At 30.0% G+C, this 18,842-nt stretch carries 24 protein-coding genes; all 24 read right to left on the bottom strand.

Features of this window, described 5'->3' with window-relative positions:
• Positions 1–316 precede the first annotated feature (316 nt).
• Positions 317–2,653, bottom strand: a complete 2,337-nt coding sequence (locus BR69_RS0111980; RefSeq protein WP_027633407.1) for an ATP-binding protein — start codon at positions 2,651–2,653, stop codon at positions 317–319.
• On the bottom strand, positions 2,653–2,871 hold the full coding sequence (locus BR69_RS0111975) for a hypothetical protein (RefSeq protein WP_027633406.1): 219 nt from the start codon (positions 2,869–2,871) through the stop codon (positions 2,653–2,655). The genes BR69_RS0111980 and BR69_RS0111975 overlap by 1 nt, the downstream gene beginning before the upstream one ends.
• 15 nt (positions 2,872–2,886) lie before the next feature.
• Positions 2,887–3,297 (bottom strand): hypothetical protein, encoded by a 411-nt coding sequence (locus BR69_RS0111970; RefSeq protein ID WP_027633405.1) that lies wholly within the window; start codon positions 3,295–3,297, stop codon positions 2,887–2,889.
• 276 nt (positions 3,298–3,573) lie between these two features.
• Positions 3,574–3,816 carry a hypothetical protein gene (locus tag BR69_RS0111960; protein ID WP_027633404.1) on the bottom strand — a complete coding sequence of 81 codons (243 nt, stop codon included), beginning with the start codon at positions 3,814–3,816 and terminating at the stop codon, positions 3,574–3,576.
• A gap of 12 nt (positions 3,817–3,828) precedes the next feature.
• Complete coding sequence (locus BR69_RS22000) at positions 3,829–3,975, bottom strand: hypothetical protein (RefSeq protein ID WP_162832178.1); 147 nt, start codon at positions 3,973–3,975, stop codon at positions 3,829–3,831.
• 139 nt (positions 3,976–4,114) lie between these two features.
• Positions 4,115–4,315, bottom strand: coding sequence for a helix-turn-helix transcriptional regulator (locus BR69_RS0111950; protein WP_027633403.1), 201 nt, complete (start codon positions 4,313–4,315; stop codon positions 4,115–4,117).
• Between the two features lie 27 nt (positions 4,316–4,342).
• Entirely contained in the window at positions 4,343–5,224 is an 882-nt protein-coding gene (locus BR69_RS0111945; RefSeq protein ID WP_027633402.1) for a DNA adenine methylase, read from the bottom strand.
• A gap of 46 nt (positions 5,225–5,270) precedes the next feature.
• Positions 5,271–6,848, bottom strand: a complete 1,578-nt coding sequence (locus BR69_RS0111940) for an AAA family ATPase (RefSeq protein WP_027633401.1) — start codon at positions 6,846–6,848, stop codon at positions 5,271–5,273.
• 625 nt (positions 6,849–7,473) lie between these two features.
• Positions 7,474–7,782: a hypothetical protein gene (locus BR69_RS0111935; protein WP_027633400.1), complete on the bottom strand. Its 309-nt coding sequence runs from the start codon at positions 7,780–7,782 to the stop codon at positions 7,474–7,476.
• A gap of 155 nt (positions 7,783–7,937) precedes the next feature.
• On the bottom strand, positions 7,938–8,756 hold the full coding sequence (locus tag BR69_RS0111930) for an N-acetylmuramoyl-L-alanine amidase (RefSeq protein WP_027633399.1): 819 nt from the start codon (positions 8,754–8,756) through the stop codon (positions 7,938–7,940).
• Between the two features lie 35 nt (positions 8,757–8,791).
• A complete protein-coding gene (locus BR69_RS0111925) occupies positions 8,792–9,052 on the bottom strand; it encodes a phage holin family protein (RefSeq protein WP_027633398.1) in 261 nt (86 codons plus the stop codon).
• Between the two features lie 3 nt (positions 9,053–9,055).
• On the bottom strand, positions 9,056–9,337 hold the full coding sequence (locus tag BR69_RS0111920) for a hypothetical protein (RefSeq protein ID WP_027633397.1): 282 nt from the start codon (positions 9,335–9,337) through the stop codon (positions 9,056–9,058).
• A 14-nt stretch (positions 9,338–9,351) separates the two neighbouring features.
• The gene (locus tag BR69_RS0111915; RefSeq protein WP_207640771.1) at positions 9,352–10,104 is read right to left on the bottom strand and encodes a DNA adenine methylase; all 753 of its coding nucleotides are present in this window, start codon (positions 10,102–10,104) and stop codon (positions 9,352–9,354) included.
• A 75-nt stretch (positions 10,105–10,179) separates the two neighbouring features.
• Complete coding sequence (locus tag BR69_RS22490; RefSeq protein ID WP_423219681.1) at positions 10,180–10,299, bottom strand: XkdX family protein; 120 nt, start codon at positions 10,297–10,299, stop codon at positions 10,180–10,182.
• Complete coding sequence (locus tag BR69_RS21855; RefSeq protein WP_160169953.1) at positions 10,292–10,459, bottom strand: hypothetical protein; 168 nt, start codon at positions 10,457–10,459, stop codon at positions 10,292–10,294. The genes BR69_RS22490 and BR69_RS21855 overlap by 8 nt, the downstream gene beginning before the upstream one ends.
• A gap of 2 nt (positions 10,460–10,461) precedes the next feature.
• Complete coding sequence (locus tag BR69_RS21555; protein ID WP_084315452.1) at positions 10,462–10,593, bottom strand: XkdX family protein; 132 nt, start codon at positions 10,591–10,593, stop codon at positions 10,462–10,464.
• The gene (locus BR69_RS0111895; RefSeq protein WP_027633395.1) at positions 10,586–10,912 is read right to left on the bottom strand and encodes a hypothetical protein; all 327 of its coding nucleotides are present in this window, start codon (positions 10,910–10,912) and stop codon (positions 10,586–10,588) included. The genes BR69_RS21555 and BR69_RS0111895 overlap by 8 nt, the downstream gene beginning before the upstream one ends.
• Positions 10,913–10,923: 11 nt before the next feature.
• Positions 10,924–13,800, bottom strand: coding sequence for a hypothetical protein (locus tag BR69_RS0111890; protein WP_027633394.1), 2,877 nt, complete (start codon positions 13,798–13,800; stop codon positions 10,924–10,926).
• Positions 13,801–14,457 carry a baseplate wedge 1 family protein gene (locus BR69_RS20475; RefSeq protein WP_034849834.1) on the bottom strand — a complete coding sequence of 219 codons (657 nt, stop codon included), beginning with the start codon at positions 14,455–14,457 and terminating at the stop codon, positions 13,801–13,803.
• A gap of 10 nt (positions 14,458–14,467) precedes the next feature.
• The gene (locus BR69_RS0111880; protein WP_027633393.1) at positions 14,468–15,643 is read right to left on the bottom strand and encodes a baseplate J/gp47 family protein; all 1,176 of its coding nucleotides are present in this window, start codon (positions 15,641–15,643) and stop codon (positions 14,468–14,470) included.
• 14 nt (positions 15,644–15,657) lie between these two features.
• A complete protein-coding gene (locus BR69_RS0111875; RefSeq protein ID WP_027633392.1) occupies positions 15,658–16,014 on the bottom strand; it encodes a contractile injection system sheath initiator in 357 nt (118 codons plus the stop codon).
• Positions 16,004–16,567, bottom strand: a complete 564-nt coding sequence (locus BR69_RS0111870) for a Gp138 family membrane-puncturing spike protein (RefSeq protein ID WP_242840694.1) — start codon at positions 16,565–16,567, stop codon at positions 16,004–16,006. Before BR69_RS0111870 ends, BR69_RS0111875 begins: the two co-directional genes overlap by 11 nt.
• Entirely contained in the window at positions 16,568–18,517 is a 1,950-nt protein-coding gene (locus tag BR69_RS0111865) for a phage protein (protein ID WP_027633390.1), read from the bottom strand. It lies immediately after the preceding gene.
• The gene (locus BR69_RS0111860; RefSeq protein ID WP_027633389.1) at positions 18,514–18,837 is read right to left on the bottom strand and encodes a phage baseplate plug family protein; all 324 of its coding nucleotides are present in this window, start codon (positions 18,835–18,837) and stop codon (positions 18,514–18,516) included. Before BR69_RS0111860 ends, BR69_RS0111865 begins: the two co-directional genes overlap by 4 nt.
• Between the last annotated feature and the right edge of the window lie 5 nt (positions 18,838–18,842).

Genomic DNA, 18,842 nt, shown 5'->3' with positions numbered 1-18,842 from the left:
TGAGGTGTGTCTTGAATTATTAAGTTTTAGAATAATTTGTTATATTTTGATTAATTATTCCTTAGCATATTTTGGTTTTTATGAAATAATTACATTATTCTATATCTTATCATAACTATGTTTATCTCTATGTCACCTTAATAGGTAAAAAACTTTGATTCAAATTATTAAATCATACTTCTATATATTTTAATATATTTTCTAATAACTTATATATGGTCGGAAGAATGTCGGAATTTTTATTGTTTCCAACATTATATTCATAAGCTTACTATTATCAATGCTTCCCATTATATTATTCCTCATATATTTTATATTAAACAGGCCTAGGAAGCTTACTTATAAAACTGGCATATCCGCTAGAATAGTATATAAGATTTAGACTGCTAAATTGTTGCATGTCCCTAAGGTCCTCAAATTCAAAGTTCTCCAACTTAGATTTGAAGTGATTAAAGTCATCTTCCATAGAACCTTTTAACAGCATATAACTAGATCCACTAGCTTCTAATGTATTAAATATACTTTCTAATTGTTTAATGTATTGAGTGCTGAAAATAAATTTACAACCAAACTTTCTACTCTGTGGAAGTATATATTCTAATGTTTTCATGCATGTGGGGGCTTGGAATATTTCATCTGCAATTACATTGCATCTTAAAGGCCTGTCTTTTAAACTACCCCTTAATTGACTAGTTAACCATATCTTACTTATCCAATAAGTAACCAGGATATTCTTAATCATTTTAGTTGGAAAATCAGATTCTTTCATCTGGATTAGGACTACTTTTCCCTGCTCCATGCATTCAACTAAATCTATATTATTACTACAGTTTTTATTATACATATACTTAAGTTTAAAGTCCTCTCTTAGTAATGAAATTCTATCTAGTATGTGCTCTATTTTGGATTCTTTAGTCCCTATAATTTCAGGTGGATTATTTTTAGTTGCTTTGGACCATTCATTTAATTCGCTTAAAGTATCTATATCATCCTCTAATAAATTGGTCAGTAATTTAGGTAGGGATTCTATATATTTCTTTCTCTTATTATGATTTTCTAAGCACTCTATAACATTTCTTATACTGCTGTGACCTTGTACAAAAACTACATTACAAGCAGCACTTAAGAATCTTCTCATTCTGCTGGACAAAGGATCTCCTACACTTATACTATCTACTAGAGCCATAACTTGTTGGCTCTGCAAGTTGGCTAACATCATCTTTTTATAGGAAGTCATGTCATCTGTGATTTTTATCTCATTAAATCCTAATCCTTGAATGTCTTTCTCCTCTGCTAGGTTTAAGACTATTAGTTTATCCTTAGGTATAACTTTAGCTATATCATTACTTAACTCACAATTTTTAATGAAGTCTATTAGGAATACACCTTCCCCGTTGTTGCTGCAATACCTAGCTATATTCTTCATATAGGTTGTTTTACCACTTCCTTGGCTCCCTATAAGGACTAAGGGTAAATTACCTATATTATATTCATTTTCTAGATAAGAGTTAGAAACACTTCCTTTATATTTAACTTCTCCTAAAGAAAAATAACCTTCCTGTAATTTATCTGGAACTTGAGTTTCTTCTATATTGATATGTTTTATCCTATGATCTCTTAAAAGCTGTCTCCCTGGTATCTGTATAAAGTTCTGTGCTTCATCTGTAGAAATTGTATTAACATCTACATTTTTAAACTTATATTCTTTAGTACTTATATTAGAAGTAATTTTTTTATAGTTTAGTTCATTGTCCTCGTCTAAAACTCTATAACTTTGGCAAACCGATAGAGCATTATTATCCTCTCTAGTTTTATCCTTACTGCTGCTAACCACTACTATTTGAGTGTCTAATACCCTAATGTCCTTTTTCTTCTTAGTATCATTACTTAATTCCTTCTCCTGTTCCAATGCAGTTGCTAAAGCTTCTGCAAAGCTCTGTTGGTTCTCTTTCTGCTTAGTACCTCCTGTAAAATCATTAAAGACTTCCATAACTGTATCAAGCAAATCCACTACATAGGACAATAAACCCTTACTTATATAAGAGAAGCTCATTTTTTCTTTTTCTATAGGTTTATGCTCCTTTAGTTTCTGCATTGTATCCTGGTACTGCTTAAGCCATCCAAATTGTGTTCTTGGAAGAAAGTTATATATTATAGTGACCCTATCTTCATCCTTCATTATCTCTATTACATTTAGGATAGAATTTAAAGGTTCATTGCTCTTTTTATCCACTTGTAAGCTTAAAGCATCTTCTTTCTTATATCCTAGTTGATACTTAGTAGAGTCAAAAGCAAAAGGATTGATACATTCCACCCTTTCTATTGTAGCTTTGGTCCATATCTCACTTATTTTCTCTAGTAAAATATTTTGAAATACTTCAGGAACTATAAAATAGAAACTAGCATTATCACTCTCTATATCTATTACATAGCTAATTTTAAAGTTTAACTCAAACCACAACTTTTTTTGCTCAATTTTTATTCTCTTGTTTATGGATCTAAAGGTATGTGTAATAGCCTTTGCTATATTACTAGAATTGTAATTTCTTATAGATTTATGAGGTATTATTTTAAGATAAATATAATTAGGTTTAATAAGTTTAAAGTACTTATCCCATGGTATAAATTCTTTCTTTTTAAATTTCTCTAACATTACATAATAGCTCCTTTGATTGCTTGTAAGAAAAGATAGGCGATAAAACTTATAGGTACATATTTACCAGCTTTCTTAAGACCTGCTATATAAAGTATTAGGCATACTAAAGCACAGAGTAGAAATATCCAGTAGCTACAGTTAACTACTCCTATCACTATCCATTTTATAATCCCTAGAACTACATCCTTAATTATTCCTAAAACATACTCTGACATATTCTCCCCTCCCCCTTAAAACATAGCCTTTATTAAATCAAATATCCATGGCAAGAAATAAAAGGTAGCAAAACCTATAGTATACTTGGCCACAATTTTCCCTATACCCTTTGTATCCCCTTGAGATAAGCTTTTAATTATTTCTGCAATACACATTATTAGGCAAACCCAATAACCAAACCTTCTACATATTGTCAGTAAAGTTCCTCCTGCTAAGTCTACTTTTCCTAAGTCAGCTGCTATTTCTGCTGATGATGCACAAGCCTTTTTTAACATTAATGTATTGGCCATAACAAATGTAGTAAGAGCTTTAAGCTTCTTATCTGCCATAACTACTTTAGCAAACTCTTCTCCCCATTTATACTTCTCTCTCATTAGTCTGTTTTTAAAAGAGTTTTCATTATAATAAAAGAACGTTATTTCCATGTATAATCCCCTCCCTAATAGTTAATAATAGAATTAAGAAAACCTACTTTATCATCTGGAGGTGTTTTATATGACTATAACTTTTGCTATAGCATTAATAACAATGGCTTTTTCTACTGGAGTTAGAATCGCAGAAACTTTATTAAGATAGTAAAATTTTCATTAATAATAGTAAAATGTATATAAATACTGTCAACTTTTATATAGCATATGCATATACTGCTAGTAAGCGTACGCAGTAGTGAACGCAGCAGTAACTTAGGGATAGTCTAGCCTTTAATCGGTTAGGCTATTTTTTATATTGTTAATACCCATTTCTGCATCTATTAAGATGCCTTTAGGCTTCCAATCTTCTAAGTAGTCCTCAATCCAATTTCCTTCTAAATCTAAGAATCCCCCTTCCCCACTGTCCACAATAAAGCACTCTTCCCAATTACAATTACCTTCTCTTTTTAATATCCCTTTCTCTACATACAGATCTTCTCTTCCTAAATCTAAAACTTTTAATAAACCTAACATTATATATACCTCCTAATTATTATTTTCTTTCTCTAAAACTTTTCTTAACTGTTCTTTAATCCAAGCACTTCTTTCTCTTTCCTCTATAGACATAATAAATGTATATAGCTTTATATCTTTGGTTGTCTCTTTGAAACTAATAGGCACCTTTTTAGCCACATCTTCACACCTTCCTTCATACTTGTTTTATATTTTTTTAACTCTCTTGGTATATCATATGTAGTAAACTCTGAAAAGTTTCCTAAAATATTAGATTAAGTCTAATATTTTTTAATATAAAGAATAAAAAAATAGACATCTATTCTAGATGCCATATTTCATTAACATTTATATTTAATTTTTTGGATATCTCTAAAGCTTTTTCTAAAGTTGGTCTACTTTTATCATTCTCCCAACTCCAATAAACTTTATTTGTAACTCCAATAAACTTTGCAAATTCATTTTGATCCATCATATATTCTTTCATTCTAATTTCTTTTAGTCTATTCGTCACTCCCATAAACTCACCCTATCTAATTTATATAATTTAAACTTTATCACAATATTTATGTATAGTTAAATTTTTATTTTTTAAATCTTTACTCAAAGTATTACTATACATAATTACTTCTTCTCCTTTATATTTAACTTTTACAGAATAATTTAATTTATATAATTCCTTAAAGTATCCTTTATACATTCTTTTTATATTATCTATATTATCATATGTAACAATCCAGGAATGATATTTTATATTTTTAATTTTATTAGATAAGGAAATATGATTATCATGTTTATAAAAATTAGTATATAAACATGAGCCTTTTTTATAATAAGGTGGATCAAAAAAAATAAATGATTTCTTATTTAAATTTGAAATTACTTGCTTTATAAGTTCTTCTGTATCTAAATTGTAAACTTTAATCCTATCTCTATATGTTCCAATTAGCTTTATCTTTTGTATTAGTTTATCTTTATTAAACCTACAATCAAGCTTATATGTTCCTAATTGATTTATTCCACCAATTACCCCTGCTTTTAATATTCCAGATCTATTAGTTCTATTTAAAAATAACGTTGAGAATCCTAAGCTTAATAAATCTTCCTTTTCTTTATTAAATTGAATCTTTTTTTGTTTTTGCCATTCTTCCATTGTAATATTAGTATTTTTAATCAGTTCACATAGCTCATTATTATGATATATCACAGAATACCAAAAGGCATATATTGATTTATCATAGTCATTGATTATTATATTAGATACATGCCCATTTATTAATAGTGACAAAGCCACTGAAGCTCCTCCACAGAATGGCTCAACATATGTTGAATTATTCAGTTTCTTTAAATAAATCAATTCTTTTATATATTCGGCTAATTTATTTTTACTTCCTGGATATCTTAACGGTGAATATGTTTCTTTAGCCATACTTCACCTCCTAAATAATATAATTAAATTATATCCTATAACAGATTTACTTTATAATAGGAGATAATTTTCTTTTGGCTATTGTATTATAAGAACTTTTAAATCTCTCTATAAAATTATTATACATTTCCTCATTTTCTTTAATCCAATAACCAAAGACATCTAATGATTCTATTATTCCTAAATTTTCATTAAACCATTTTTTGTATCTTTCTCTATCTTTTCCATCAAACTTTTGTGATAATGGTCCATTTTCTTCAATACTCTCTTTTGAAAAACCTATGTTAAGTCCATTTTCCCAAAGCTGAGAATCTGAACTTAAATTTAATAGAAACTCGTATATGACTTGCTCTGGTCTAACTTCACCTGGTAACTTAATTATATTTCCTTTAGAGTTTCCTGATTCCTCAATTGATTTTACATCTCCATCTAACACAAAAAGTACATTTGAAAAGTAAAGTGGATCATTTTTATTAAGTTGAAGTAATGATTCATATGATAATTTTACTTTAATAACATCTAAATATAAAGAATATTTTTCTGTAAGTTTTTGAAAAAACCATCTTCCTTCAGAGTCTTCGGAATAAACGGTTATTTTCTTTATATTGCTTCCTGGTTGAGAAAGCATTAAGTCATTTTCTATAATTGGAAATTCTGTATTTCTCAAAACTTTTAAAGGCCCATTATTTGTAGTTAAGTAATGTATTTCATAATTATTTACATTAGTATTTTTATTATGTAAAACCTTAGAACATAAATATTTTAATAAGGAGACGCTATGTGTAGTAAATACAACTTGTAATTTTAATTCTTTACATGCCTTATACAAAAATCTAACTAATTTTATTTGAGCAATAGGATGTAAAGCAGCATCTATTTCATCAATTAATAGCAATCCTCCATTATAATTTTTATTATTTTTTGATAATTTACGAAATGATAATATAGACATTATTATTTGGCCTATATTATCTTGTCCAGCTGAATTAGTAATAGAACTATATGTTGATGTACAAACTCCTATTCCCTTTTTTCTTCTAGTTCGTCCTATATCTATCATTTCAAAAGAAAGATTTTCTCCTTCATCCATTTTTAAATTTAAAATATCAATATAGTTATCTACAAAATAAATTTCTTCTTCTTCTTCTAATTTAATATTTTTAATATTTATTTCCTCGTCACTGACTTCGCCTATAGGATATAATCTTGATAAACCAAGATATATAGAGGGTAATTCTTTTTTTCTGCTATTTTTCTCCTTTTCATTTTTTGTTTCTGGTATAACTCTAAATCTTTTACCTTTTTGCCATGTTACTCTGCTTATTTTACAGTCACTTATCTTATCAGGATTACTTATATCATTAAAATTAACCTTAAATTTATCGGAACCACTCTTATCAAATTCCTTAGAAGCTTTAAATATTTCACTAAACTCTGTTCTAAACTGCGTATCAAACAGTGTTTTTCCTTCTTTTACCTTTAACTCACATGTATTTCCCAATAAAGCTAAAATTGTAGACTTTCCCAATCCATTTCTTCCAGAAATAGCTGTTATATATTTTCCTAAATTTATATTCACATTTTTAAGTGCTCTAAAATCTTTTATTTCTATGCTATGTATCATATACTTCCCCCACTATATATTTATTTAGTAACCACTTATATATAAAATTTAGTGGTTATTTCATTTTACATTAAATATGGTAAATTTGTCTATAACACCAAAATTACTATGAAAGTCTAATATGAATATTATTCTCTAGACTTTTTTCGTTTTCTGGTCTTAATTCATTTAATACCATTAAAGTTATATGATTAATAAAAGATTTATGTCTAATTGTAGGTTCCCCTTAAGTATATCATATACAAACTACATAACTGTAGCAGATGTACTTATTGGATTTATATATATTGGTAAAATATTTGCTAAAATAAAAAAACAATATTGATTCCATAACTGCTATTACCACATATATATTCCATCAGCACTATTATTATATTTCACTGTATTTTTATTTAGCATTATGATTTCATAATCTATATTAAAATCTTTTTTATTTTATTATAAAGCTTCTCAGTCCATTTGGTGTCATCTATTTCTGTATCTTTACTGGTATAAACAAGCTTAATTGTTAAGAGAATTGTAATTATCTATACATTATTTACACCTAACTCCAATATTTATTATAAAATAAAAAAGGTGGTCTAAGGATTACTCCCTAGACCACCTTTTTTATTTTATAATACCATTAATTATGATTCACTGAGTGAGATTCATATAATTTTTCTCTTATAATTCCTGTTGGAGTTGAATATCCACAAGCACAAGTTTTTTTATAAACATTATATGTTGTAGTAACATCACATCCTGGACCAACACTAGTTGGATAATGCCTCACTGTCTGAGTTTCCTGCCTTAAATATACCTGATTATAAAATCTATGTCCATCCTCATATGCTGGACAAACAGGTGCTGCAAATGCTGCCGTAGCAGAGAATAACATCATACTAGCGAAAACTAGCGCAAAGATTTTCTTTTTTGAAAAAAACTTTTTCATTCTTAATTTCCCCCTTTCTATAATTTAGATATAAAAATTGTATCTGTATTTATTTTACATCTAAATAATAAAATGGTAAATATGTATTTTTTATAAATATAATTATTGTATTCTCATACAAATTTTTACCAAAAATTTATATAATATTATAAATATTAACATCTAATTTTACCCCAACTACCTAATAACTCTTTTATTTCCTTGCATTTATCCATAGGCAATAACTGTGTTTCTAACCACATACCTATGGAATTACTTCTAATATACACTCTATCTATATCTTTAAAGTAATATCTTATAGCTCCTGCAACCTCTGCCCCATCATAATTTTTAAGCTGTTTATCTAAATATCCTGTAACTACATAACCCTCTGAAGGTTCTTTTGATTTTTTAGAATCATTTAACATTAAAGGTATATTAGGATCTATTCCATTTACAACAAGTCTAGCTAATTCATCCCAAGAAGTAGGAGCCCAAATTTTCTTATCTTCTAAACTATCACAAAATATTGTTTCAACTATAATAGCGGGCGCTATTGGTGCCTTTAAATCATGATAGTTTTTATTATATTGTTTCATTCCTTTTACGCCATTATTTTCTGGCCTTAGTTTAAATCCATGATTACCAAAGTTTTTAGCTATTCTTTTAGCAACATCTTTTGCTATAGTATTTCTATTTTCATCAAATATCCAACATTCGTGTCCTTGTGCACTTCCATTAAATGCATTCATATGAAGAGATATAAATATATCAACTCCATTATTAGTTGCTTTACTTGTTCCTTGAGTTAACTCATCATTTATAGAGCTTGAATTATAAGCATTACAATCTATCACTGTATGTCCATAAGCTTCTAAAACAGTTTTTACATTTCTATAAAGTTCTTGCATTTGAGACCATTCATCATACCCAGTTATATCAGAACTTGCACCTTTATGATTCTCACTATGTCCACCTCTTAATCCTATTTTCATAATATCCTCTCCTTATCTTTAAAATAAAAAAGAACCTAGTTTCCTAGATCCTTCTTTTCCGTACTTTGTTTAATTAATTGATTAATTAGCACTGCAACTCCAGTACATATAACCCCTTCTATTATCGCTAATACACTTATTCCTTCTATTCCTATAGCTCCAATTATACCTACAACTAATAGAATCCATGGTATGGTCCAATCTTTTATTTTAGATGCTTTTAAAAATATGCCTATAACATAAAGAGCAGCTACTAATATAAGTAACTGCTCTGGAACAAATTTTATTAAATCCATATACTATACACCTTCTTTTTCTAATGTATCAATTCTTTTGTGTGCTGATTTACTGCTTTCCTCAACCCTTATTAACCTAGAGTCTATGTCCGTTGTTCTCCTGTCTTGTGCTTTAATATCTAGTCTTATATCATCTACACCTTTACTTATATAAGCTAGGGTTGTAGACAAATGAGCATTACTTTTAGCGTCTTCTTTTATGTCTTTATTTTCATTTCTTCTAAATCCTAAGTAACCTAGTAAAGCTCCTAGTAAAGTACATATAACTCCTATCTCAACACTCATAATAACACCTACCTTTAATAGTTAGTTATTATTAATTCTTTATACTTCCCCCTTGCTTTCTTATCCTTAGCCACAGAATAGCTTACTTCTGTTTCTTTTATATTAAAATCTTTATACCATTCTCTAACCTTCTCATGGTCATTAATTGTTAATAAGAATTTACCCTTTATATTTTTAAGTTTATCTCTTAATATTAAGTGTTCTTCTTCCTTAAAACTGTTACCATAACCTGCTGTTTCAAAATAAGGTGGGTCTGCAAAGAAGAAAGTATAATCTCTATCATACTTTTCAATTGTCTTTTCAAAGCTTAGATTTTCAACATAAGTATTTCTAAGCCTTTCTTTTATATCATTTAAAATACCTTTGTAAAAAATTTGTGGTTTAGGTTTAGAATTTGTACCATATCCATAATGATTTCCCTTACCTGCAAAGGATTGACTTATTAAATACAAAAACCTTACAGACCTATGTATCTCTGTAAGATTTTCAATAGTCATATTCTTATATTCCTCAAAAATATCTCTACCTGAGAATTCGTACTCAAGCATTCTCTCTATTTCTGGAGCATGATATTTTATCATTCTAAATAGGTTTATTAGTTCTTTATCAATATCATTTATAACTTCAACCTTACTAGGTTCTTTTCCAAAATAAACCCATCCTGCTCCAAAGAATAACTCAACATAACAAGTGTGATCTGGTATCATACTTATTATTTCTTTTCTTAATTTGGACTTTCCGCCCATTCTTGTAATTGGTGGTTTCATCACTTGTATATCACTCCTTTTCTTAGGTTTTAAGGCAATAAAAAGAATCTAAGCCTTTCTATTGCCTAGATTCTTCTACATATCCATTATTTCTTTTTTCTGTTCTTCTGTAATCCACCTAAATTTTATTGCCCTATCTAATCCACTCTCATCTATTCTTTTTTCTAACCATAGCTCCAATACTATTTTATACATTAGAAATACCTCCTATAAGTAGTGTTTCTGTAAGGTTCTTTACTGTTTCCTTAAGCTCTTCTATTTCTTCATCTTTTTTTCCTACCTCCTCTGCTATTTTATTTTCTATAACTCTCTTTAGAAAAGGGCAATTCTCCATAATTACATCAAAGCTATCCATTATTACATACCTCCATTTGAATCCATTATTTCTTTTTTTTCTTCTTCTGTAATCCATCCTTTTTCAACTGCTCTACCTAACATAATATCTGTTAACCTTTGTTCTAAATATAGTCTTTTTAAAGTATTAAACATCTGTCTTACCTCCTAAATTAGATAAAATAAGAGCGTCTATGGTATCTTTCAATTCTTTTATTTCCTGATCCTTATTTTTATTACTTGTATCTGGAATTGTCATATTTAGTTTTATACTTAAATATTTGTCTATTTGTTCTTTTGTAGTTATTTTCTCTTCTTTTATTGTTTCACCATTAAAAGTATGAGTACATATTCTTTCTCTAAAATACCCAACTAATTCATTATTAATCTTTATATAATTAGAAGGTATGCTATTTAATATAGTGTTAATTAAGACCAGATTTCCATTAAGTATAGCTAAAATATACTCACTCATGCATTTCCCTCCTACTTTAATTTTAATATTGTATAAGCATGTATCCCAGCTTTCTCAGCAAGTTGTCCCTGTGAGAGTTGATTTACTTCATCCACCCAAATTGTTATTAGGTTATTCCCATTCGGTTGGCATGTTACATTATAGGATGTTGTTCTAAAGTCATCTGTTATCCAACTCCCATTTTCTAAGATTCTATAAATCTGACCTCCTCCACCATAGGTGTCTTCAATGTTAGTTAAAAACTTTAGTGGAACATTGAATGTAGCTGATCCATTACCATTTAATTTTATTTCTGTGCATTTTATGTTTGCCCTAACAACATTATTAGGTAAATATTCATAAAGTATGGAACACTCATTATTAGGCCCAACCCAATCTCCCTTTATAATCACCTTTTCTGTTTCACATCTAACTCTACTTAACATATTATCAGTTAAACTTAATATACTTCTCCAAACTCCAAATAGCTCATTTTCCATCTGATTTATAGCATTAGTATTGCTTTGTATAGAACCTCCTAAACTAATAGGATATCTTCCCTCTATAGTAGCTGGAAGAATAGTATTTTGTTGTATATAACCATCTTTAAATGTTCTTATGTTTAATGGATTATTGGTTTGTTCTATTGTTGGCTCTTTTTTTTCACAATAAATAAAAACTTCATTGTCATCTAACCACTTCTTAAAGCCAGTTATGTCATGGGTACTCAATTTATTTTTTGCAATCCTGATACTCAAAAGATTACTTTGAGCGGACAAGGTAATGCCTTCGAAATCAACGTTTCCAACCTTATCTGATGCTGTGAACTTATTGCATATCAAATTCACACCTACCCCATGCTTTATATCTTCTACTCCCGCTTGAAATGCTATACTATTTGGTAATGTTTCTGCCCAAGTATTTACCTTCCAATCCCATGAACTCAAAATATTTTTTTTGATTATTCTTCTTGTTAAAGCATTACTTTGATTGATAGTATCTGCGACACCATTCGGTAAACCTCTTAAAGGTTCTTTTAATAGAATTTCTGTTTTATTAGATTTATACGATTCTTGCTTAGTATCTAAGGTACTAGTTACCATAATATTATTTTTAAGATAATCTAAATCAGCTTCTTTCCATCCATCTGAAAATAGTCCTGCTACAGTTTTCACATATTCATTTGAATATAAAGGAATTTTTTGCATTGAATTTGCATTGACAATATAATCCCTTATCCAAACTCCATTAGGTTTATTTGAAATTCCAAAAATCAATCTCTTATTTGAATTGTTTATTGCATACATTTCATTAAAATTGTATATTAAATCAGTTGAAGTATAAATTCTATCAGTGCCATTAAATTTAGCTATATCAACCCTATATAGATTTTTACCGGTACTTAAAATCTCAATTTTATTACCTTCATAGTAAGATTCATATTCACTAAAACCGTCTCCCTTTTCCACCAATAACAAAGGTTCTTCTTTTGCATTAGACACATAAATAACCATGTACTTAGAATTACTTGTATTAGTAAATGTAGTCTGTGTTAAAGAATCACTCATATTGATAATTTGCGTAGCGTTCGAACCTATTTCTATCGAATTATACAAGCATATTGAAAACCTGTTGCTCATGCTATGTTTTTTTACTGAGTATTTTCCTCCTGCCTCTATAGGTATTACAGCACTTCTCGTGTTTGAGTCGTCAAGGAAAGTACTATTACCATCTCCACCTCGAATATACTTTTTTTGATATTCTCCTTTAAATAAGTTCTTACCGATATATTTTCCATCTATATAGTTGACTTCTCCAGCAGACTTAATTCCTTCGAAGTAGATTGGTGGACTTGATGTGTAATCACCCTTTAAAACCATTATTTCTGATAGAGTTGCCTTTTCTCCTTTATTTGTTAGGTAAACATATAATCCACACATCTCATTGGTTATATTTTTTTCTACATTGACTGTTATCCAATGGTATCCATCTTTTTTAGCATAGTAACTCGAAACAGGGTATTCAACCATACCTCCATCTATAGGATATAAAAATCTTATGCTAGATGTATCAAGTGTTGAATTTTGTATTCTAAATCCAATTGTATATACCCCCTTAGCAGATACATTATGCTTAAAATAATATGTCTGCTTTCCTCCAACATCCTCTATACTTTTAGGAACTTTACCATCTAAACATAAGTTAACTAAAGTTCTCCCCTTAATAACTACATCTGTTAAATACCCATCTTGTACATTATCCAACTTTGTTAGTGCGTTGGATGTTGAGAAACTACATCTTCCATCCTCTATAGTACTTTCGATTACCTTAATTTTATTCTTTGCTTCTCTACTTTCATCAGTTAACGTTTTTAGATTATCATCTATATTTTTATTTATTTCCCTTTGGTTAGATCCTTGTATAATATAGAAAGTTTTATTAGAATTTACTACTCCATAATCCCACTGTAATTGACTAAGCTCTGCAGTAACATTAGCAGCATTTCCTATGGATGCATTAATTTCATACTGCCAACTATAAGGACCTTGTGATTCCGGGGCGTAATAATCTCCATAACCACCAGCGCTAGCATATCCATATAATATTTCTCCCTCATCTGGATCTTTTGCATATAGTCCTATTTCACAAATATAAATAGCCTCTTTAACATTTTTATTTGTTATACTCCCTATTATTGTTGCACTTTTAAGTTCTGGATTAGGCGCTATAGATGTTATTGGAACATCTAGTTTAGGATTTAATAATCTTAGTAAAGTAACAGGATTTTGTGTATCTATTTGACCAGATCCAACCTGTAATTTAGTAAAATGTATTTTTTGTCCTGCTTGAGCCTTTGCATATAATTCCATTCCCTTACTGGTTATTATCATATTTTTAAAAAGTGCCATCTATTCAACCCCTTTCATTTTTATGGTGCTTTTATTTAATCCTTGTACAATAAAATATGGATTTTGCTTAAAGTTTATAATTTCTTTAGGATTATAGCTCATATTAATAACCTCACTCTTAGCCATAGATACAACCATAGCAGAATAAGGTTTAAAATCCACCAAAGATTTACCTATATAATTTACTCTAACACCCTCTGGCTTAGGTACTATATAACCATGCTGTATTAGGTCCTGTCTAATTTGATTAACATAACCAGTAATATAAGCATTAAAACTCATGTCCTGATTATCTTGTAATTGCAATCCTATATCTTTAAATATGTTATCCCAAATTTCATACATCTGTGGAATAGTACCATCCCACATATTCATAGCTACTTTTGCTTTTAGTACTAATCTATAGGTCTCATCATCTAATACTGGATTATGTCCGTTAAGTGGTTGGAAGGTAAGTAATCTTTCTCTCCCAATAACCTTACCTAATGTATCTAGTTGTTTACCTACTGCATAATCTAAATCAAAGTTTATATCTATACTCTTAACAGATAAATAAGCATGATCTATTATAGTAAGACTTTTACTAAGCCAAGAAATAAACTTAGGCTTATCCCTATGTTGGGATGTTATATTATCTACATATTTTTCTATGGCCATGACATCACCTCTAAACTACATTCGCTTTAATAAGATTTACATTTCCTCTGCAAACCTCATTGAATTTTAGTTCTATATCTTCTGTCTTTTGGGTTTCTCCTACTCTTGCTGCAGTTATAGAAGTTATGGAGAACATAGGGTCCATTAAATTAGGCATTGCTTGTAATGCCACTCCCCATAATGCAGATAAAGATAAATTCGCCCCTATATCCATAGCATTTAAATAAGTTTGTAAGTTTCTTTTAATGGATTCTGTAGTTTCTGTTGTGTATCCATTTAATTTCTTTATATTTATTGTTGCTTCTATATCTACATATGTTGGCCTAAAGAATTTAATTGGTGTTACCTGCCTTTTTTTATCTGTAATTTTTACAGTTACATCTCCATTTGTAAAACACCCAATTCCTTTATGAATCCATATTGCATTAGCTATATCTTTATCTTCTCCGCCCTCTACTACTGCAGTAATGGAGTGTGGTGGTAATCCTCGTTTATCTATTAAATTAGTGTCATTCTCATAAACCTTCGACCTACGTACTTTTTTAACTTGTGCTACTGCTCCACTTGTCCCTTCTAACATAGTTAAACTTGCTTGTGCGGTACTTTGACTTTGTCTTTTTCTTAAATCTGCATCACCTTCTATATTAGATCCTAAGATTGCACTTTCTTTATTATATACACCATTCCAACCAAAAGTAGGGTTAAATATTCCTGTTATATCCCCTGGATTAGCTACTATTGGTCCAGGTATCTCACATGTAGCTATAGTCTCAAGTTCACCACTTTCAGGAATGACAACTGTTGCTGGTAAATCCCATTTTATATTTCCTTTATCAGTAACTATTCCATTCCTAATTGTAGTCTCTTTTATCCCACTAACAATTACTTTACACTTACTATAAATAGCTGGTTTTCTTTTAATCCCATTAATTTTAACAATAGAATCTAGTCCACTTCCTATAGCTACATTAGGACCACGATTGTTATAAACATGCTGTGCTATTTGAAAAGCATCATATATTTTTTCACTTACTGTTGAAATCCATTGGTAGTCTTGACTATCTTCTCCTAAATAAATGTCTTGTCCAAAGATAGATTTTGCATCTTCTATAAGTTTATCTCTTACATCTATATAAGTCGGCATATGGAATCCTGATTTATCTATATAGGGAGCAAAATAAGTCATATAAGCCCTCCTTTCTAAAAGTCTAAGGATAATGTTACATCTCCATATCTTGTTTCTACTTTGCAACTAAAAGAATAATCTCTATTTTCAAAGCTACTTTCAAAGTTCTTTATTGATAGTACATCTTTTGTTTTTATTATTCTTTCCTTTATTAAGTTATCAACTAAATCTAAATTGTCTGGTGCCCCTGAATGTCCAAGTATATTCTGAAAAAGTGGTAATCCTTCCTCTACATTCTCCCACCATTCACCCTTTAGTAATAAAAGCCTAGTTTTTATAGCCTGTGCTACTGCATAAGTGCCATAAGTTATATTTTGCTGGCCTTTACCAAAAGAATAATCTCCATTAATATCTAACATTCTATACCTCATGAGTTAACACATCCTTTCCATTAACTCTGACATTTGATGCATTTATATTAATTTCTCCTGGTTTAAGTTCTATAAAAGACTTTCCATCTATAGTTCTTAATTGACATGAATTTGTTGAATAGTTTTTTATTTTATTAGGCTGAGACCAGACTCCTAATATTGCAAATCCGTCCGATAGATCGTGTCTTCTTCTTTCAAGTTGGTTTTGTATTCCACCATAGGAAAACCAAGCATCTATACACATATCTGCAAATATAACTAAGCATTCATCACCTTGTTTTATAGGAAATGTCATACAATAGTTACCAGCTCTAGGCATTACAATAGGTACATCTAACAATATAGGTATGTTTACCCACTCCTGGTTTAAATCTTCTTTAGAGATAAGCTCCCTTAATGCCAGTTGAACTGTTACTGTCTGCTCATCAGAATTAAAGCTTTGTATTATTCCTGGACACGCAACCCTTAATACATTCTTCCATCCATCACCCATACTTCTAAGCATACCTTGATCTGAACCTATAATTTCATTTAAAATTCTTATTTCTATCACCTACCTTGCTACTGCTGGAATCATTCCACCAAGTTGGTCTATGGTTTCAAACTTTACATACCAATCATTGCCCCTGGTATCTCCTGAATACTCTAATTTTATTACTCTGTATATACCATCCTTATCTAAGGACCTAAATAGTACTTGCGGAACATCACTATTAGTATTATTAGAACTATTAGCACTAGGCAATATACCTTTATCTACATCTATCATACATTTAGGTCTTCCAAACTCTGTTACTCCATAAAGGGCATGGTATGCAACTTGGTCTTTTGGTGCCTTGCCATCTCTTCCTCTAGCAGCATAGCAATATCCATCTCCAGCATAAATAGCTACGTGATGGCATGCATCTCCTTTACCCCAAAATACTATATCTCCTGGTAGTGCCTCAGATTGTGGTATAAATTTACCGCTACTGGCTACTAACTTATATTGTGGGTAAGTTATATCAACCATTTCAAGTCCAGCTACTTCGTAACAATGCTTAACAAATAGAGAACAATCATAGTACTTAATTCCGTTAATGGTTTGACCTCTGTACGGTTGACTATATTCTACATTAGGATCATCACAGATTTGTTTTGCTTCTGCTATAATCTTATCTCTTACACTATTACTTGTAGTTCCTCCTACCCCTGGAACAGAATTAGAACCATTTAAATCTATTCTTTTAGCCCTTACTAAACTATTGTCTACATGTATAAGACTATTTAACTTTATCTGTGGATTTAATAAGCACTGCCCAGATATTCCATAGTCTGTTTGTTCTGGTGTTCCTATAAGTCCACTTTTAGGACTCAACTCAAATATTTCTCCCTCTGGTAAATCATCCATATTTATAAGGTTTAAAGTACCATTATCCATGTAATACTGCATATTATTACTCTTAGCAATCTGCCTTAAATAGTCACTAGACTTTCCAAAGAATACTTTTCCTCTGGTAAGTGTTTGTCCACTTAATTGGTTTGATATACTTCCTAAGGATATAGGATTTTGGGCTTTACTTACTATATGGTCTACCATGCTTCTTGCTGTTTGACCTCTTGTTATAGAAAAGTTAGCTATATCAAAATTAATCGCCCTATCTGAATCTAAGGCGATTATAGTAAGTTTATATGTTGTTGATCCTTCTTTTTCTCTAATGGTCTGCAATATGTCACCATCAAAAATAAGACCGAATTGAATCCCCTCATATCCCGCCTCTATTGTTACCCTAACACCACTAATCATTATTGTATTCTCTGTTTGAGCATTAAGGTTATATATTGTTATCTCTGACGTATTAGGTTCCATTTGTATTGTTTTGGTTATGTTGAAGGTGCAATGCAATTGTGAGACATCTATTGCATTTCCTTTTGAATCTGAAACGGTTATTCTATATCTTCTACCAAAAAGTATGTCTCCTTCTTTTTCACTGCCTTTAATAACTTGATAATTAGTAGATTCTACAGTCATTCCTGGTTGATTATTTGCACTCTCTCCACTTTCTCCCCCTGTATAAGTCCCACTATCATACTGAGTAAGATTATTATCATTCATAACGCTAGTAACTTCCTTCACATAGTTTGGATTACCAGCGTATCCTGCTGCTTTTATTGCGGTTATTTGTTCTAGTGGTGTCTTGGCTCTAAAAACTCCATGTCTTGTATATCTTTCATTGTTTTTAAGAAAATATCCATGGTCTATTATACTGTCACCCCAACTTTGATAATGGACATAATATCCACCATCATCAGTGGCCCAAGTTCCCCTAGATATTCTTAAGGATGGATCATGTGCTCCAGGAAACTTAATTCCAAACAAATTATTATCAGTTTTTGATAATTTAGATTTTCCCCATCCTGATTCTAAGATAGCTTGTGCTATTGTTATACTTGGAAACACACCATACTTTTCAAAAGTCTTCTTAGCCCCAGGAACTATTTTATTAATAAAGTCTTTACTCATTGAGTATCACCCCAAACTAGAATGAACTCTTTACCTAGATTATGTTCATTTGGTCTATCACTATCTATATTAGGATTTAATTTTACAATATAGGCTGAACCAATCTTTAAATAGCTATATTGCTCTAAAATATTAAGGGATCCTATTAAGGGTATAGAGTTTATTAAAGGAGCTTTTTCTGAATCTGACAAGTCCATTTGCCAACACTTTTGTTCTGTATTATATCTTAGAAAGAAATACAGTTTAATTTTCTTTCCATCTATAGGGATAGTACTTGTAAAAGTTTGGTTTGGACTTGGTGTTAAAGGTACTATATACATGCTAA

This window comes from Clostridium hydrogeniformans DSM 21757 (assembly GCF_000686705.1).
Lineage (GTDB): Bacteria > Bacillota > Clostridia > Clostridiales > Clostridiaceae > Clostridium_Z > Clostridium_Z hydrogeniformans.
Note: the sequence above shows the minus strand (reverse complement) of the source record. Positions and strands in the feature narration are given on the sequence as shown.

Coding starts and splice junctions, on each gene's coding strand:
- BR69_RS0111980 (WP_027633407.1), bottom strand. CDS start 2,653: ATGTTAGAGAAATTTAAAAAGAAAGAATTTATACCATGGGATAAGTAC.
- BR69_RS0111975 (WP_027633406.1), bottom strand. CDS start 2,871: ATGTCAGAGTATGTTTTAGGAATAATTAAGGATGTAGTTCTAGGGATT.
- BR69_RS0111970 (WP_027633405.1), bottom strand. CDS start 3,297: ATGGAAATAACGTTCTTTTATTATAATGAAAACTCTTTTAAAAACAGA.
- BR69_RS0111960 (WP_027633404.1), bottom strand. CDS start 3,816: ATGTTAGGTTTATTAAAAGTTTTAGATTTAGGAAGAGAAGATCTGTAT.
- BR69_RS0111950 (WP_027633403.1), bottom strand. CDS start 4,315: ATGGGAGTGACGAATAGACTAAAAGAAATTAGAATGAAAGAATATATG.
- BR69_RS0111945 (WP_027633402.1), bottom strand. CDS start 5,224: ATGGCTAAAGAAACATATTCACCGTTAAGATATCCAGGAAGTAAAAAT.
- BR69_RS0111940 (WP_027633401.1), bottom strand. CDS start 6,848: ATGATACATAGCATAGAAATAAAAGATTTTAGAGCACTTAAAAATGTG.
- BR69_RS0111935 (WP_027633400.1), bottom strand. CDS start 7,782: ATGAAAAAGTTTTTTTCAAAAAAGAAAATCTTTGCGCTAGTTTTCGCT.
- BR69_RS0111930 (WP_027633399.1), bottom strand. CDS start 8,756: ATGAAAATAGGATTAAGAGGTGGACATAGTGAGAATCATAAAGGTGCA.
- BR69_RS0111925 (WP_027633398.1), bottom strand. CDS start 9,052: ATGGATTTAATAAAATTTGTTCCAGAGCAGTTACTTATATTAGTAGCT.
- BR69_RS0111920 (WP_027633397.1), bottom strand. CDS start 9,337: ATGAGTGTTGAGATAGGAGTTATATGTACTTTACTAGGAGCTTTACTA.
- BR69_RS0111915 (WP_207640771.1), bottom strand. CDS start 10,104: ATGAAACCACCAATTACAAGAATGGGCGGAAAGTCCAAATTAAGAAAA.
- BR69_RS22490 (WP_423219681.1), bottom strand. CDS start 10,299: ATGTATAAAATAGTATTGGAGCTATGGTTAGAAAAAAGAATAGATGAG.
- BR69_RS21855 (WP_160169953.1), bottom strand. CDS start 10,459: ATGGATAGCTTTGATGTAATTATGGAGAATTGCCCTTTTCTAAAGAGA.
- BR69_RS21555 (WP_084315452.1), bottom strand. CDS start 10,593: ATGTTTAATACTTTAAAAAGACTATATTTAGAACAAAGGTTAACAGAT.
- BR69_RS0111895 (WP_027633395.1), bottom strand. CDS start 10,912: ATGAGTGAGTATATTTTAGCTATACTTAATGGAAATCTGGTCTTAATT.
- BR69_RS0111890 (WP_027633394.1), bottom strand. CDS start 13,800: ATGGCACTTTTTAAAAATATGATAATAACCAGTAAGGGAATGGAATTA.
- BR69_RS20475 (WP_034849834.1), bottom strand. CDS start 14,457: ATGGCCATAGAAAAATATGTAGATAATATAACATCCCAACATAGGGAT.
- BR69_RS0111880 (WP_027633393.1), bottom strand. CDS start 15,643: ATGACTTATTTTGCTCCCTATATAGATAAATCAGGATTCCATATGCCG.
- BR69_RS0111875 (WP_027633392.1), bottom strand. CDS start 16,014: ATGAGGTATAGAATGTTAGATATTAATGGAGATTATTCTTTTGGTAAA.
- BR69_RS0111865 (WP_027633390.1), bottom strand. CDS start 18,517: ATGAGTAAAGACTTTATTAATAAAATAGTTCCTGGGGCTAAGAAGACT.
- BR69_RS0111860 (WP_027633389.1), bottom strand. CDS start 18,837: ATGTATATAGTACCTTTAACACCAAGTCCAAACCAAACTTTTACAAGT.